The sequence below is a fragment of the Mycobacterium sp. 852002-51152_SCH6134967 genome, assembly GCF_001667105.1.
Classification (GTDB): domain Bacteria; phylum Actinomycetota; class Actinomycetes; order Mycobacteriales; family Mycobacteriaceae; genus Mycobacterium; species Mycobacterium neumannii_A.
Window position 1 is genome coordinate 434596 of sequence record NZ_LZIK01000068.1, and the last position, 15718, is coordinate 450313.

The 15718-nt window shown below is 66.0% G+C and carries 16 protein-coding genes; 7 read left to right on the top strand and 9 right to left on the bottom strand.

The features are described 5' to 3' along the window. The first annotated feature begins 88 nt into the window (after positions 1-88). From A5790_RS23230 to A5790_RS23255, 6 genes are all read left to right on the top strand, one after another. Positions 89-412: a type VII secretion target gene (locus A5790_RS23230; RefSeq protein ID WP_066849712.1), complete on the top strand. Its 324-nt coding sequence runs from the start codon at positions 89-91 to the stop codon at positions 410-412. Between the two features lie 3 nt (positions 413-415). Then, on the top strand, positions 416-2710 hold the full coding sequence (locus A5790_RS23235) for a hypothetical protein (protein ID WP_156656492.1): 2295 nt from the start codon (positions 416-418) through the stop codon (positions 2708-2710). Positions 2711-2752: 42 nt separating this feature from the next. Further along, on the top strand, positions 2753-3199 hold the full coding sequence (locus tag A5790_RS23240) for an SRPBCC family protein (protein WP_066849718.1): 447 nt from the start codon (positions 2753-2755) through the stop codon (positions 3197-3199). After that, positions 3196-4959, top strand: coding sequence for a sulfatase-like hydrolase/transferase (locus tag A5790_RS23245; RefSeq protein WP_066849721.1), 1764 nt, complete (start codon positions 3196-3198; stop codon positions 4957-4959). The genes A5790_RS23240 and A5790_RS23245 overlap by 4 nt, the downstream gene beginning before the upstream one ends. A gap of 401 nt (positions 4960-5360) precedes the next feature. Further along, entirely contained in the window at positions 5361-6995 is a 1635-nt protein-coding gene (locus tag A5790_RS23250; protein ID WP_066849724.1) for a fatty acyl-AMP ligase, read from the top strand. Between the two features lie 37 nt (positions 6996-7032). Beyond that, the gene (locus A5790_RS23255; protein ID WP_066849727.1) at positions 7033-7839 is read left to right on the top strand and encodes a GAF and ANTAR domain-containing protein; all 807 of its coding nucleotides are present in this window, start codon (positions 7033-7035) and stop codon (positions 7837-7839) included. Here the strand turns inward: A5790_RS23255 and A5790_RS23260 are convergent. The 3 genes from A5790_RS23260 to A5790_RS23270 are packed head-to-tail and all read right to left on the bottom strand — an operon-like array spanning position 7836 to position 10299. Further along, the gene (locus tag A5790_RS23260) at positions 7836-8594 is read right to left on the bottom strand and encodes a GAF and ANTAR domain-containing protein (protein ID WP_066849866.1); all 759 of its coding nucleotides are present in this window, start codon (positions 8592-8594) and stop codon (positions 7836-7838) included. The two genes, A5790_RS23255 and A5790_RS23260, sit on opposite strands and share 4 nt — an antisense overlap. 37 nt (positions 8595-8631) lie before the next feature. After that, positions 8632-9333, bottom strand: coding sequence for a GAF and ANTAR domain-containing protein (locus A5790_RS23265; protein ID WP_082961867.1), 702 nt, complete (start codon positions 9331-9333; stop codon positions 8632-8634). 30 nt (positions 9334-9363) lie between these two features. Continuing rightward, positions 9364-10299, bottom strand: a complete 936-nt coding sequence (locus A5790_RS23270) for a glycosyltransferase (protein WP_231987873.1) — start codon at positions 10297-10299, stop codon at positions 9364-9366. A 400-nt stretch (positions 10300-10699) separates the two neighbouring features. Here A5790_RS23270 and A5790_RS26055 point away from each other — a divergent pair, with 400 nt between their 5' ends. Beyond that, positions 10700-10837, top strand: a complete 138-nt coding sequence (locus A5790_RS26055) for a hypothetical protein (protein WP_197696865.1) — start codon at positions 10700-10702, stop codon at positions 10835-10837. Positions 10838-10857: 20 nt separating this feature from the next. Here A5790_RS26055 and A5790_RS23275 read toward each other — a convergent pair whose 3' ends face one another. The 6 genes from A5790_RS23275 to A5790_RS23300 all read right to left on the bottom strand — a co-directional run bounded on the left by A5790_RS23275 (position 10858) and on the right by A5790_RS23300 (position 15635). After that, positions 10858-11055, bottom strand: coding sequence for a hypothetical protein (locus A5790_RS23275; RefSeq protein WP_066849730.1), 198 nt, complete (start codon positions 11053-11055; stop codon positions 10858-10860). Between the two features lie 74 nt (positions 11056-11129). After that, a complete protein-coding gene (locus tag A5790_RS23280; RefSeq protein WP_066849876.1) occupies positions 11130-12257 on the bottom strand; it encodes a fatty acid desaturase in 1128 nt (375 codons plus the stop codon). 151 nt (positions 12258-12408) lie between these two features. Further along, positions 12409-13212, bottom strand: coding sequence for a transglutaminase family protein (locus tag A5790_RS23285; protein WP_066849732.1), 804 nt, complete (start codon positions 13210-13212; stop codon positions 12409-12411). Then, complete coding sequence (locus tag A5790_RS23290) at positions 13209-14711, bottom strand: wax ester/triacylglycerol synthase domain-containing protein (protein ID WP_066849734.1); 1503 nt, start codon at positions 14709-14711, stop codon at positions 13209-13211. Before A5790_RS23290 ends, A5790_RS23285 begins: the two co-directional genes overlap by 4 nt. A gap of 37 nt (positions 14712-14748) precedes the next feature. Continuing rightward, complete coding sequence (locus tag A5790_RS23295) at positions 14749-15198, bottom strand: DUF5994 family protein (protein WP_066849747.1); 450 nt, start codon at positions 15196-15198, stop codon at positions 14749-14751. 233 nt (positions 15199-15431) lie between these two features. Beyond that, on the bottom strand, positions 15432-15635 hold the full coding sequence (locus A5790_RS23300) for a cold-shock protein (RefSeq protein ID WP_066849749.1): 204 nt from the start codon (positions 15633-15635) through the stop codon (positions 15432-15434). Positions 15636-15718 lie beyond the last annotated feature (83 nt).

Here is a 15718-nt window from a genome sequence, read left to right on the forward strand (position 1 = left end):
CGTGCATCTAGGGGTATCTCGGCGATGGTAATGTTGGCCGGCAAACATGTGTGTCCCCTGGACCGTCGGCGAGCGTTGGGAAAGGCTAATGAGCGACAATCTGCGGGTAGACCCGTTGGAGGTCCGGATGGCCGCCGACCACGTCAACGCGGCCGCCGACAGCCTGAGGTCTGCCCACGGCACCGCGCACGAGCGAATGGGCGCCGCCGCGCCCGGCTGGATCGGATCGAGCGCATCGGGGCTCTCAGCAACCACCACGAAGTGGGAGGAGGAGTCCGCCGCGCATTACACCGAACTCCTCAAACACGCCGAGGATCTGCGCTCGGCAGCGGCGAAGTATGTCCGCACCGATGACAACGCTGCTACCGAAATCGACTCTGCGGGAGCGAATCTGGGCACCATGGGGCTCTGACCCGTGGGGATGACGTTGGCCGACGTGGCGCGTTGGCAACCCGAGCAGATCGACGAGGTGTCCAAGGCCGCCGCGCACCGGGCCCGCACCAGCGGTGAGACCGCCGAGGCGCTGCGCAATCTCTCGGTGTTCGGGTCGTGGAAGGGCCGGGCCGGCGAAGCCGCGCAGCAGGCCATCGAGCAGTCGGCCACCAGGCTCGACACCACGCAGAAGGAAGCGATTCTGGTGTCGCTGGGGGCTCAGAAAGCCGCGGCCGATGCCCGCTCGGTCAAAAACGGCCTCAACAGCCTCCTCGACTATGCGGCGGCCGCACCGGCGGTCCAGATCGACCTGGCCACCAACACGGTGACCCCGCCCGACACCACCGGGTGGTCGGACGAGGACATCGCGCAGCTCGAGAAGAAGATGGCCGAGGTCCAGAACCGCGCGGTCGCGGTGCTGGCCGCCGCCGAGGAGGTCGACGGCGACCTGGCGCGGGTGCTGTCCGCGGCCACCGGTGGCGATCCGGCCACACCCGCCGAGCAGGGCAGCGCCGACGGGGATTCGCTGCAGGACGGGGAGCTCACCCCCGAAGAGCTCGCCCGGCTCGAGGAGAACACCACGCTGACTCCGCAGGAGCAGGACGCGTTGGCGCGCGGTGAGCTGGTGCTGCCGGCCAGCCAGATGGACTACCTGAACCAGCTGTCGCGGTCGCTGGATGGCAAGAGCCCGGCCGAGATTCGCGCGATGATGGACCAACTCGGCCCCAACGGAGGTCGCGTCGCCGACGCCCTGCAGCTGGTCTCCAACGAGAACATCACGGTCGCCGGAGTCAATCCCGACGCCAAACCCGGCGACGCCGGCTATGTACCCACCCGCGGTGGCATGCAGAACCTGCCGTCGGGCATTCGCGAAACGTTCGAGGCGCCGCTGCGCGGGCCCACCGCCCCCACCGCCGGAACCAACGACAAGGGCAACCCCACCCTCGAATGGCCCGACCCGTACAAGCCGTTCCCGCGCCTCGACGAATACCGCGATGTCGCTGCGATCGTGTCCGCGGGTGACGCCAAGCTGCAGCAGGGCACCGCACTGGACAACGCGCTGCTGGACAAGTCGGAGCAGATCCTGCAGAACATGCACGAAGCGCCCGACATCGCCTGGAAAGAGAACATCGGGCTGGGCCAGCGTCTCGTGGACCCGGCCGTGCAGGACATGCTCAACGCCGCAGGACGCGACCCGATGGCCGTCCACGGCGCGCTGGCCGGAGCGGACGGCAATACCCCCAACGGCGGCTTCATCGAGGACCTGTTCACACACCAGTGGGCCGACAACGGTGCGGCGGCAGGCAATCTGCTCAACGGCACCGGCGCCGGCGCCGTCCCGACGGACCTGACCGATCCCACCCAGGCGTTCCAGGCCGAGCAGACAGGTCAGACCATGCACGCGGTCGACAAGTGGGCCGGACAGAACTCCCCGCAGTTGCTCGACATCCGCGGCACCGATGGCCAGTCGCTCGGACAGGTCAATCCCGACCTCGCGCGGGCGCTCGCCGACGCCAACAAGCCGTACATCGACGACATGCTGGGCAATCCGCTCGACAACACCCGGGGTTTCGCGCCGCTCGACGATCTGAAGAATCCCGAGATGCCCATCACCCGGGACCTTTTCGCGGTCATCGACACCGACCCCCAGGCCGCCGCCACCCTGAACAGTCAGGCCTACCTCAACGGCATGCAGTACCAAGCGAACTTCGAGCAGTCCGTCATCGACGGCGGCACCGTCGACACCGCGGATCTGCAGTCGGCGGGCACGTTGCGCGGCATCATCGACTCGGGCGCCAACATCGCCGACAACGACGCCATCAAGTACGGCAACCTGCAAGAGGTTCGCGCGTATGAGAGCCGCCAAGAGTGGTTCGAGTTCGCCAAGACGGTCGGCGGCGAAGTTCCGGGTGTCAAAAGCTTTCTCGACTTCTACGGCAAGATGCCGGGCGACCCGCTACAGGACATCTTCGTCGGGGATGCGCCGGTGCCCGACAACCCGACGTACATCGTCCAGGAGAGTTCCGAAGCGCTGCAGTACGCGGTCGCCCAGCGGTTGCTCGACAACAACATCGGCGATCCACGGTTCTTCGCCGAGGCGGGCCTGATCGATCCGGTCACCGGCCAGCTCAAACCGCTCGAGAACGGTTTCGTCGACTTCCGGACCGCGCTCACCAACTACTTCAACGGGATCGATCCGACGGTGAAGATCGGCATCGAGGACTACGAGGACGCCTATCGTGACGCGCTGCCCCGCCCGCCGGCTCACACGGGATAGTGTTCGCCTGACGGCGTCGTCAGTTTCACGTACGGTGGGGCCGTGGCCGAAGCCGACCGCAACCGCGTCATTGCCGCGAGCCCGACGCAGATCTGGGATGTACTCGCCGATTTCGGCGCCATCGCGTCGTGGCTCGACGTCGACCACTCCTGCATCCTGACGCGCGGTCCGGACGGCGCGTTGGTCGGGACGGCGCGGCGCGTGCAGATCGGCCGCAACACGCTGGTCGAAACCGTCACGGAATGTGATCCGCAATATGTCCTCGCTTATGAGATCGAGGGCCTGCCCACGTTCTTGGGCAAGGTGAGCAACCGCTGGAAACTCGAACCGACCAGCGGTGGCGAGACGGTCGTGACGATCACCAGCACCGTGCGAAAAGGCCGCGGCAGAACGCAGCAACTCGTCGAACGGTTGGCCAGCCGGGCGTTGGCCCGCGGATCCGACAAAATGCTCGCCGCGCTGGCGAAGCGATTGGAGAACGCCCCATGACAGATCGGCCCGACATCATCATCGTGATGACCGACGAGGAGCGCGCGGTGCCGCCCTACGAGGCGCCCGACGTCCTCGCTTGGCGACGCGACACCCTCACCGGTCGCGCCTGGTTCGACGAGCACGGCGTGAGCTTCCAACGGCACTACACCGGATCGCTGGCATGCGTGCCCAGTCGCCCGACGATCTTCACCGGCCAGTACCCCGACCTGCACGGCGTGACGCAGACCGACGGCATCGGCAAGGTCTACGACGATTCCCGCATGCGCTGGCTGCGCCCGAATGAGGTACCCACGCTGGGCAACTGGTTCCGGGCGGCCGGCTACGACACGCACTACGACGGCAAGTGGCACATCTCGCACGCCGACCTGACCGACCCGTCGACCGGTCAGCCGCTGGCCACCAACGACGCCAACGGCGTCGTCGACCCCAAAGCGGTGCAACGCTATCTCGACGCCGATCCCCTTGCACCGTATGGCTTTTCGGGTTGGGTCGGCCCAGAGCCGCATGGCGCCCCGCTGGCCAACGCGGGACTCCGGCGCGATCCGCTGATCGCCGACCGCGTGGTGGCGTGGCTCAGGGACCGCTACGACCGCCGCCGTGCGGGAGACGTCGACGCGATGCGGCCCTTCCTGCTGGTGGCCAGCTTCGTCAACCCGCACGACATCGTGCTGTTCCCGGCGTGGCAACGGCGCAGTCCGGTACGCCCGTTGCCGCTCGACCCGCCGCCGATCCCGCCGGCGCCGACCGCCGACGAGGACCTGTCGACCAAACCCGCCGCGCAGATCGCCTACCGGGAGGCCTACTACTCGGGCTACGGACCGGCTCCGGCCATCGACCGCACCTACACCCGTCAGGCCCAGCGGTACCGGGACCTGTACTACCGGCTGCACGCCGAGGTCGACGCCCCGATCGATCGCGTGCGACGCGCGGTCACCGAGGGCGGCTCGCAGAACGCGGTGCTGGTCCGCACTTCGGATCACGGCGACCTGCTCGGCGCGCACGGCGGACTGCACCAGAAGTGGTTCAACCTGTACGACGAGGCGACGCGGGTGCCTTTCGTGGTGGCGCGCATCGGTGAGCAGGCCACGCAGCCACGGACGGTGACGGCGCCGACGTCGCACGTGGACATCGTCCCGACGTTGTTGGGCGCCGCCGGAGTCGACGTCGAGGCCGCGGCAGCGAAGCTGGCCGAAACCTTCTCCGAGGTGCACGACCTGCCGGGCCGCAATCTGATGCCGGTGGTCGACGGCGGAGCGGTGGACGAATCGCGAGCGGTGTACCTGATGACCCGCGACAACGTGCTCGAAGGTGACACCGGCGCGTCCGGTATGGCCCGCAAGCTGAAGCTGTCGGCGAAACCCCCTGCGCCTCTGCGGATTCGGGTGCCGGCGCACGTCGCATCGAACTTCGAGGGACTGGTGGTGCGCGTCAACGAGGAAGACGCCGCCGGCGGCCAGGGGCATCTGTGGAAGCTGGTACGGACGTTCGACGATCCGTCGACGTGGACGGAGCCGGGGGTGCGTCATCTCGCGGCCAACGGCATCGGCGGTGAGGCATATCGGACGTCGCCGCTCGACGACCAGTGGGAGCTGTACGACCTGACCGACGACCCGTGCGAGGCCCGTAACCGGTGGACCGATCCGGAGCTGCATGACTTGCGTCAGCACCTGCGCATGCAACTCAAGCAGGCCCGCGCGGAGTCCGTCCCGGAGCGCAACACTCCCTGGCCCTACACCTCACGCCGCTGCCGAGTGTGAATCCTCTGCGGAATTCGGGTGTCCGAATCTCGCCACACGTTCACATTCGGCGGCCGGTTGACCTCGGCCGCGATTGACATTCGCTGCCAAATGTTTGCTGACCGCCGAACCGAGGCTGTACCGTTCTATCTTGGGTTGATATCCCAGCCTCGCGGTACTCGTCACGGCGGCGATCTGACTTCCCCGCCGACAGTGGCACAGCCACCACCTCAGCCGTAACGCGGCGCGCTGCCACCACCAGCGCTCCCGAGGTGAGTACAGTCGGCATGCCTGACAAGCTCCGCACCTCGCTTCGGCCGAAGCGACGGATCACCTAGGTAGACGAATTCGTCCGGCAATCGCTGCCGGGCTACCGCACCACCTACATACGCGTCGTCACCCCGAGGGGCTAAGGGATTCCATTGAGTCAATTCACCGAGACCATGTACCGGAACGCCCGGTGGAGCACCAGAGGGATGGTCACCGGCGAGCCGGTCGCCCCGGTGCGGCACACCTGGGCCGAAGTCAACGAGCGGGCCAGTCGGATCTCGGGTGGGCTGGCCGCGGCGGGCATCGGTCACGGCGACGCGATCGCCGTGCTGGCCGGTGCCCCGGTCGAGATCGCGCCGACCGCGCAGGGCGCCTGGATGCGCGGCGCCAGCCTGACCATGCTGCACCAACCCACGCCCCGCACCGATTTGCTGCGCTGGGCCGACGAGACCACCGCCGTCATCAACATGATCTCCGCGCAGGCCGTGGTGGTCAGCGACCCGTTCATGGCCGCCGCCCCCGTGCTGGAGTCGTTGGGCATGACGGTGCTGACCATCGAGGAACTGCTGACAGGCGCTTCCATCGACCCGGTCGAAACCACCGACGACGACGTCGCGCTGATGCAGCTGACGTCGGGGTCCACGGGCTCGCCCAAGGCCGTTCAGATCACGCACGCCAACATCGTCGCCAATGCCGAGGCCATGACGGTCGGCTGCGATTTCGACCTGGACAACGACGTGATCGTCAGTTGGCTGCCGTGCTTCCACGATATGGGGATGACGGGCTATCTGACCGTCCCGATGTACTTCGGCGCCGAGCTGGTCAAGATCACACCGGTCGACTTCCTGAACGATACGTTGTTGTGGGCCAAGCTAATTCACAAGTACAGGGGCACCATGACGGCCGCGCCCAACTTCGCGTACACACTGTTCGCCAAGCGGCTGCGACGGCAGGCCGCGCCCGGCGAGTACGACCTTTCGTCGCTGCGTTGGGCGTTGTCGGGCGCCGAACAGGTGGACCCGCAGGACGTCGAGGATCTCTGCGAGGCGGGCAAACCGTTCGGATTGCGACCCGAGGCGATCGTGCCGGCATACGGAATGGCGGAAACCACTGTGGCAGTGTCGTTCTCCGAATGCGGCCGCGGCATGGCCGTCGACGAGGTCGATGCCGACCTGCTGGCCGTGCTGCACCGCGCAGTGCCCGCGAACAAGGGCCACACCCGCCGGCTGGTCAAGCTCGGCCAGCCCTTGCACGGTCTCGAGGTACGGGTGATCGACGAGGACGGCGCCGACCTGCCGCCGCGGGGCGTCGGCGTCCTCGAAGTCCGCGGCGACCCGGTGACCAGGGGCTACACCACGTTGGCGGGCTTCATCCCCGCCCAGGACACGCGCGGCTGGTACGACACCGGCGACCTGGGTTACCTCACCGAGGACGGTGAGATCGTGGTGTGCGGACGCGTCAAGGACGTCATCATCATGGCCGGTCGCAACATCTACCCGACCGACATCGAACGTGCGGCCGGCCGCGTCGACGGCGTGCGCCCCGGCTGCGCCGTCGCGGTGCGGCTGGACGCCGGATTGTCGCGCGAAACGTTCGCCGTGGCCGTCGAATGCAAGAACTTCGAGGATTCCAGCGAGGTACGCCGCGTGGAGCGGCAGGTCACGCATGAGGTCTTCGCCGAGGTCGACGTGCGGCCCCGCAACGTCGTGGTGCTCGCACCGGGCATGATCCCGAAGACACCGTCGGGCAAGTTGCGGCGGGCACACGCGTTGGCGCTCGTGAGCTGATATCGCCGCGGTGAGACGGGTAGATTCGGGACCCACCATGGCGGTTTACGACGCGCAACCCGGACGGCCATCGACCTCGGAGGCCGATCTGCCGGCCGCGCAGCGCGACGCCGACGAGGCCGATCTGTACGCCGGCCTTGCGGGGGTGGCCGGCATGGTCGCGGATGCGCGCGACATGACAGCGCTACTCGCGGACGTGGCGGACTTCGCGGCACGCGCAATACCGGGCGTCGACGGCGCCGGCATCGCGCTGAGGCAGCTCCACGACGGTACACCGCGCATCGAGGCGTGGGCGGCAACGGCGGAGTTCGTCAACGAGATCGACAGGGTCCAGTACGAAGAGTTGCACGAGGGACCGTGTTTGACCGCGATGCAGACCGAACGGCCCACCGTCAGCGGGTCGTTGGGCTCAGACAGCAGGTGGCCTCATTTCGGCGGACGGGTGGCGCGGATGGCGGTGCATTCGGCGCTGTCCCTACCACTGCTCGTCGACGACACGGTGGTGGGTGCGATCAACGCGTATGCCCGTGCCCGCGATGCCTTCGGCGAACACGCGGTGCAATTGGGGACTCAATTCGCCGGTCCCGCAGCGGTTTCGGTGTACAACGGCCAACTACTCACACATGCCCGCGAGCGGACGCAGCAACTGCAGCGCGCGTTGGGCAGCCGTGCTGTGATCGACCAGGCGATCGGGATCATCCGCAGCCGATCCGGCGCAAGCGCGGAGGAGGCGTTTGACCGGTTGACGCGGCTGAGCCAGTCGCAGAACGTCAAGCTGCACGTCGTCGCCGAACGCGTGGTGGCTGAGGCGGTGCGCCGAGCACAAGCCCGAAATCGTCCCTAACCCGTTGTCCGCTGGGCGAATTCGGAGATTTCCGCAACGAGACGGGGCCGGGCTCGCCGATCGGTCATCAGCAGACGGGCAACGTCGGTCAGGTGCTCACCGTTGGCGCGCGCATACGAGCGCATCATGGTGAACGCGTCTTCGACCGATACGTCGAGCAGCTCGCGAAGAAGACCCTTGGACTGCTCGACGACCACCCGGCTGGCCAGCGCGGCGCGCAATTGTGGCAGAACGGTCGCCGGGGTGGGCGCACTCCCTTGCAGCAGCGCGACACAGGCGATGTGGGCCAAGGTCTGGGCCGCGAGAAGATCGGCGTCGTCGAGTTTTCCCGTCTTCGTGCCGAACAGCCCAAGCGCGCCCAGCACAAGGCCAGCCGCGCGCATCGGTACGGCGTGCACGGAGGCGAAGCCGGCCTCCAGCGCAGCGGGAACGAACCTCGGCCAGCGCTCGTCGGCCTCGCGCAGATTGGCCACCGAGACCGGCCGGGCGGTGGCGTAGCAGTCGACGCACGGGCCCTCGTCGGCCTGAAGCTGGAACAGCTCGAGTTCGCGGGCCTGCTCGGAGGTAGCCGCCAGTAGCCGCAGTTGCTCGAACGGGTCGGCCAGCAGGAAACCGGCGGCGGAGACATCGAGCAATTCGGCGCACCGTTCGGTGAGCTCGGTCAGCAGGTCGACCACGTCGAAGTCCTCGAGGAGAGTGTCCACGAGGGCGACCACCGCCTCCAGGACGCGGCTTTCACGAGGGGTGTCAATCACGGTGCCCTCCATTGTGAACGCGGGGTCAAATCGGGCATCAGTCCGCCTCCAGCCGCACCCGGCGATCGAGGATGTCGCGTGCCACCTCAGTTGCGCTGCGTCCGGTCGAGTAGGCATGCGCGCGCAGCCGGACCAGGGCCTCGGCCGGTTCGACCCCAAGTTGCGCGACCAACATGCCGGTTGCCTGGCTGACCTCGACTCTGGCCAACGCGTGTAATTCTGACCATTCATTGCTGCCGGGATCGGTGACGGCGGCGCGAAGGTCATTGTCGAGCATGTCGAGCAGCGGGACGCCGGCCATCTCGGCGGCGATGACGGCGCCTGCGAGACCGTCTCGCTCGAGGGGACCCGGCTCGACCCGGAACAGATCCAGGGCACCGACGTATTCACCGGCGATGACGACCGGCATCGCGAAGACGCCCCGGACTTCGAGATCGACCATGGCCGGCGCGTAAACCGGCCAGCGGCGCTCGTCGGGGTCCTCGAGGTCATTCACCAGAACCGGCGCACGGCCGGTGACCGAGTCCAGGCACGGGCCCTCACCGAGGATGAACTGCAATTCGTCGTATCTGCGCGCAGAGGCACCGCTTGACCCCAGCGTCGCGCTGCTGACGCCGTCGAAGACCAGAGAAATGGCGACCGCGTCGACGCCTAACAGCACCACGCACGCCTCGCAGAGCCGGTCGGCGGCATCTACTCCGCGTCGACCGGTGACAGCGGCGAGCAACTGGTCGTGCATCTCCACATCACCCCGGTCGACCACGGATCGTCATATCCGCACCGGTTCGACAACCAGGAGACTTTGAGCGAGTCGCAGGTAGGCACCTGCTACCGCCTGCCATGCCATGTCGGGCGCGATACGGCGCGCTTCTGCGGCCATCGCGCCCGAGAGCCGGGGCTGGGTGACGATCTGGCGGAGCGCCGCCGCCAGCGCGGCGGAGTCGTCGTGGTCGACGACCGCGCCGGCCCCACCTGTGAGGAGTTCAGAGGCGTGCGGAAAGGCGGTGGCCACCACCGGTCTGCCGTGAGCGATCGCCTCGACCAGCACGCTGGAGGCCACTTGCTCCGTGGAGTCGTAGGGCAGTACGACGACCGAGGACTGCTGGAACAGCGTGGCCAGCATGGTTCCGTCGTAGTGGCCGGGGTCGAACGACACCGAACCAGCGACGCCGCACTCGTGCGCCTGTTCGATCCTGGCTTCCCGGTAAGCCTCGCCCTCGACGGCCAGGACCTGCGGATGCGTCGGGCCGGCGACGAGATACCGCGGCCGACCGGGAACGTCGTTCAGTGAGGCCATCACCTCGATGACACGCTCGACGCCGTCTCCGGGCGCCAACCAGCCCCACGTCAAGATGGTGGGCCTGCTGGGACGCTTCATGCGGATGGCGGAGGGTACGGTCACGCCGTGCGGGATCATCCTGACTTTACGACGGTCGACGTCATAGTCGCGGCACAGCCGTTGCCGTGCCGCTTCGGACATCACGACTACGTGAGCCGCCGACGCAGCGATCGCCTCCAGCACCGAAGTCTGGTGTGCTGTCGGTCTTTTCGGGATGTGTCCGATGATGACGATCGACGGTATCGACAAGCCCTCGACGATGTCGAGTACATCGTCGCCGCCGGCGCAGAAGTCCTGGTGGACGATCGCGACGTCGGCCTGGTCGAGCGCTTGATCGCTCGAATGAGGGCTCGCGGAATCCCCCACGACGCTTACCTCGACACCCTGGCCGCTCAGCGCACGGGACAGACCCGCGGTGAACCGGGCCAGCCCGCAGGATTCCGGCGCGGGCGTACCGAGTATGCTGATGCGTGTGCGGTGTGGATTACGTTGATGCTGAGTGGAATTCGAGCCGAGGACAGATGTGGGCGATGCGTTCAAGGCGGTCCCAACTGAAGGATTGGTACCGGCGTGTCCGGCATGAGCGGTTGCTCGGTGCGATCAGCGGAAGTCGGCTGACACGTTCCGGAATGGCTGGGTTCCCAACACCTCGAGGCTACACCGGCGGTGGATCGCCGGGCTCCTGCGGGTACAGCTGCGCGGTCGACACGTGGAGTAGTGTCGTGACATCGGGACCATCCAGGCCCCCGCGATCAAGGGGCCAGCAATGTCTGACAAGTCTCCTCGACAGTCGATGTCCAAGAAGTCCGGTAAGTCTCTGAAGGAGAAACGGGCAGACAAGCACGCCAAAGCCGCCGCTAAATCCGCTTCCGCCGATGTGTTCGGCGATCTCAAGAAGCGCTGAAGGCTACTCGGTGTAGCCGCCTAGCCCCAGAACCGCCGCTTCTTCCAGCGGCTTTCGTCGCCTTTGACGTCGGTCCACTCCCCCACCGCGTATCTGTGAGACTGTGTGGCGCCACCGCGGACGACGTCGAGCGTGCCGTCGCCGTGCTTGATGTAAGCGTCGCCGAACCGCATGTATTTGTCTGTTTTTCCGTTGGGGAGCGTGACGGTGACGGTCATATTCGCTTGGTCCTTTTCAACCGGACATCTCGGCTTGCGGAGCAAGCGGCCCGATGTTCACCACAGTACGCCGGTCACGCGTACTTTCGCTCCGAAGCGGTCTCGGGGGCGTCGTCGCTCGTCGCCGTGAGGAAGCGGTCGGGTAGCGCCAGCTTATGGATCGTTCGCAACGTCTGAAAATATTGGCGCACAAGCGAACCACTTGTGTAGGGCAGGTCGTATTCCTCGCAGACGGCCCGCACCCGCACCGCGATCTCCCCAAGGCGATTGCTCGGTAGGTCGGGGAACAGGTGGTGTTCAATCTGGTAGCACAGGTTGCCGGTCGAGAACGCCAGCAACGGACCGGCGTCGATGTTGGCGGCGCCCAGCATCTGCCGCAGGTACCAGTCGGCGCGACTCTCCTCGTTGATGGCCTCGGCGGTGAATTTCTCGGCCCTGTCGGGGAAATGGCCGCAGAAGATCACCACATACGTCCAGAGATTGCGGATGAGGTTCGCCAACGCGTTCGCGGCCAGCGCGCGACGCCAGCGCCGTCCACTCAGCGCCGGGAAGAGCACGTAGTCCTTGACACCCTGACGGGCGATCTTGCGGAGCAACTTCCTTCTCTCCCGCGTGACCCGCACCGTGTCACCCTCGGCGCGGTCGCGTTCGGAATGGACGCCGTGCAGCGCGATACCCCACTCGAAGATGGCTGCCAGCAACAGGTTTCGCAAAGGCTGCAGCAGATGGACCGGTTGCCAGGGCTCATCGCGGGTGATCCGCATGATGCCGAACCCGAGGTCGTCGTCCACACCGACCACGTTGCTGAACACGTGGTGGCGGTAGTTGTGCGAGTACCTCCATTGCGCCGATACGGCGACCATGTCCCATTCCCAGGTAGTGGAATGGATTTCCGGATCGTTCATCCAATCCCATTGCCCATGGGACACGTTGTGGCCGATCTCCATGTTCTCGACGCACTTGGCGAAGGCCAACGACGCCGTACCGAAAAGCCAGCCGGTGCGCGACCGGCTGACGCCGATGAGCAACCGCCCCGCCACTTCGAGCGCCCGTTGGAACATGATCGTGCGCCGGATGTAGGCCGCGTCGCGTTCGCCCAGCGACTCTTCGATATCGCTGCGAATGGCGTCCAACTCGACACCGAGGGCCTCGATGTCCGCTTTGGTCAGGTGGGTGTACGCACCGATGTCGGTGATTGCCAAGATTCGTCCTGTGTTCGCGCGGGCGGTGGAGCGGGCTCGTGTTCGAACCATTGGTGACAGCGGACCACCGGCCGGAATCGACGAAAGACAACGGCAGCACGTCGGCTACGACCAGTCTAGAGAAAACTCGTCGGGAGTGACGGCGGTGGTGTCAGCCGATCGATACCAGTTGGTCGATCGAGTCGTTGGGCAGCTCACCGTCGACGACAGCCGTCACCTGCAGCTTGTCCAGCGTGATCGCGCCCTTGTGGTTGGTCAGGAAGGCGATGTCGGCGGCATCGCGTCCGGCGGCGATACGCACCAACGACTGGCGCGGTGCCAGCAGCGTGGCGTCAACCACGCGCCAGGCGTTGTCGACGAGGGCCTCAGCGACCGCATGAAAGTCCATCGGGTACAGCCCGGGGGCGTACACCGATACCACCCGGGCCGGGACGTTGACCGCCCGCAGCAGCGCTACGACCAGGTGCGCGAAATCGCGGCACACTCCCTCGCCGGCCAGCAGTGTGTCGGCCGCACCGTCGATCGGGTCGCTCGAGCCAGGAACGTACTTCAGCCGGGTGCCAACCCAGGACGACACGTTCTCGAGCAGGGTCGTCGAGTCGAGGTAACTACCGAACTCTGTGGCGGCGAAACCGTAGAACTTGTCTGCTTCGGCGTAGCGACTTGGCCGCAGGTACATCAACCGGTCGTAGGGGGTGACGGGCGCGGCATCCGTGCGGCCGACGATCGTCGCAGCGTAATCCACCGTCAACGTGCCGGCGGGCACGGACAGTGTGTGCATACGGTTTCCATGGGCGCCGCCAATCTCGGTCGGTTCGACGGGCTTCCCGTCCAAGAGTATCGAAAGCTGCTCGTGCACTTCGGTATTCGGATGGGGCGCGACTGCGATCTGGAACTCCAACTCGGTCGGATCGGTGATCTCGACCTGGAGTTCGACCCCTACCTGCCGCCTCATGACCGCATCGGTTCTGCCTGTCGAGACCTGTGCGACGTCAGCTCGGTCACTACAGACCTCCCCTCACCGCGCGGCGAGTCTTCGGCGGCGGCAAGTAGCACGCCGATCGCCTCGGCGACACCGCTGGCGATGTCATCGACGCGCGGCACATTGTCGGGACACGCGGAAACGCACAGGCTCATCGCCTCGCCATGGGTGGTGACGCAGATGTTCAGTCCACAGCCCTCGGTAAGCGGCTCAGATGAATACATGGCGACGACCCTGGCGCCAGCGCAGTATGCGCGGCCGGGATCCTCCGATGAGAATGAGACTGTTGCTTGGGAGTTTGACGCGCGTCGCCTGAGTCCGACGCCGCTGAACATCTGCAGGCCTGCGCGAGCCAGCCAGGGTGGGAGCAATGATGCCACCGTCGCGAGATCGACTGGGGAATCAGTCGATTCGTCACGATAAAGGTGTGCGATGTTCAACCGCTCGGTCGAGGTATGGAGGTCGGTCAGTACTTGCACCGGGTCATCGACGTGAACCGGGAGCCGCACATGTCCGATGCCCAGCGGATGGGCGTCCTCGGCGGCGTCGCCCGTCGGTCTCGATAGCGGGACGGTCACCAGTAGCGGGTCATCGGGTACCGCTTCGTGGCGCTGTAGCCATGACCTCAGCGACATCGCACAGGCGGTGAGCACGACATTCGCGGTGGATCCACCGAAAGCGTCGCTGATCGCTCGCACGTCGGCCAACGGAATCGATGTCAGTCCCATCGACCGCCGCTTCGTCAGCGCCGCATTGAACACCGTGTCCGGCACGGCGGCGTGCATCGGTGAGACGGTCTCGGGATCCATCCGCGAGTCGACGACATCACGCAGCCGACGACGCACCGCCAGCAGTCCGCTGGTCACGGCCTCGGCAACCATCCAGACCCCGGTCACCTGACCCTCGATGACCTCGGACAGCCAGTCTGCCAGCAATTCTCCTGTGGACGGTGTGGGGCCTGGACCTGCCTCGGTCGGCAACCGGTTGTCACCGTTCGGCTCGGCGGTTGTCAGGTGCCGCCAGATCGATTCGAGTCCGTGGCCTCCATCGGCGAGCACCGGCGATATCTTCACCGCCAATGCCCAACGGCCAGAGGCTAATCCATCGATGGTCCAAGCCTCCCAGAGCGGTCCTCGTGAGGTTTGCCGCTTGGCGCTCAGCTCCGCCACGAGATCGGCCAGCTCGCGGCGCCCGCCGGGCGCAGGCACTGTGGCCGTGCCAATCTGCGGTGCGGGGTCGTAGTCGGCGATCTCGGCCCAGACGGGCTGTCCGATCAGCATCGGTTTGCTCACCAGCTCGCTTCGGAAGCGTGCAATCTGTGGCAAAGCGGCCAAAACCAGCTTGTTGAGGCGTTCGTGGCTCAGTCGATCCGACGCCTCGATGACGAGCAGTGCAACGGTGTGCGCGGGTGTCGTCGAGGTTTGCGTATGCAGCGCGAAGGCGTCGTTGACAGACAAGCGGGTGGTGCCCATCAGCGCTGTTCCGATGCCCGTCGAGGCTTGAGCGACGTCACGTGCCGGTCGTGAGAAGAGAGCTCACCGTCGACGCGTTGCCGGGCGTGGCGGCGGCCATCGCGATGGTGTGTGCGAAATCGGCATCGGTGGCGGTGGGAACCACCATCAGGGTGATGCGGTTACCGTTGCCGTCCAGCACCCCGATCGTGTTGGCCGGCTGGCGGTTGTATCCGTCGAGGCGGACGACTCGCCCGTCCACGACCGTCTTCCGCGGCGCCTCCGCCCACTCGGCGATGTTGTACATCACCCGCGACACGGGTCCGAGACGGACCGACAGAACGCTGAGCAGGTCGGGAAGTTCCTGCTCAAGATCCTCGCTATGCGGCCACCAGGCGCCGTCGACATAGCCACTCGTCGGCCCCTTTCGCTTCAAACGCAATCGCGGGGTGTTCTCGGGTCCGTCGTGTCGTCGATCGGAGACTTTGGGGGCTTCTTGTACCGCCATGGGATGGTCCCGTCTGAGCCGCCGAAACGGCTCAATCACTCACATCGGTGACGACACGATCTGAGATGGTCGCGTGCGAGATATCGCCGATAGACCTTCAGCCTACGCTACTTGGTTCGATACCGCGTCACGGCTTGAAATGCGTTGAGCGCGAACGTAATCTGCTCCGCGCAGACGGTTATACGAAAAGTGGGCTGGTGGGAATTCCCACCAGCCCACAGTCGTCGTGCAAGCTAGACGGCGGTTACGCCGATTGCCTGAGGCCCTTTGGCGCCCTGCTCGATGTCGAACTGAACGCGTTGGTTCTCCTCCAGCGACCGGAATCCATTTCCCTGGATCTCCGAGTAATGAACGAAGACATCCTTCGCGCCGCCGTCGGGAGCGATGAAGCCGAAGCCCTTATCGCCGTCGAACCATTTCACAGTTCCCTGTGTCATACTTTTCAACTTCTTTCATTCTGAACGGATGTAGATAAACATCCACGTCAACGCTATCACGCCCACCCCTCACTCCCCTCTCC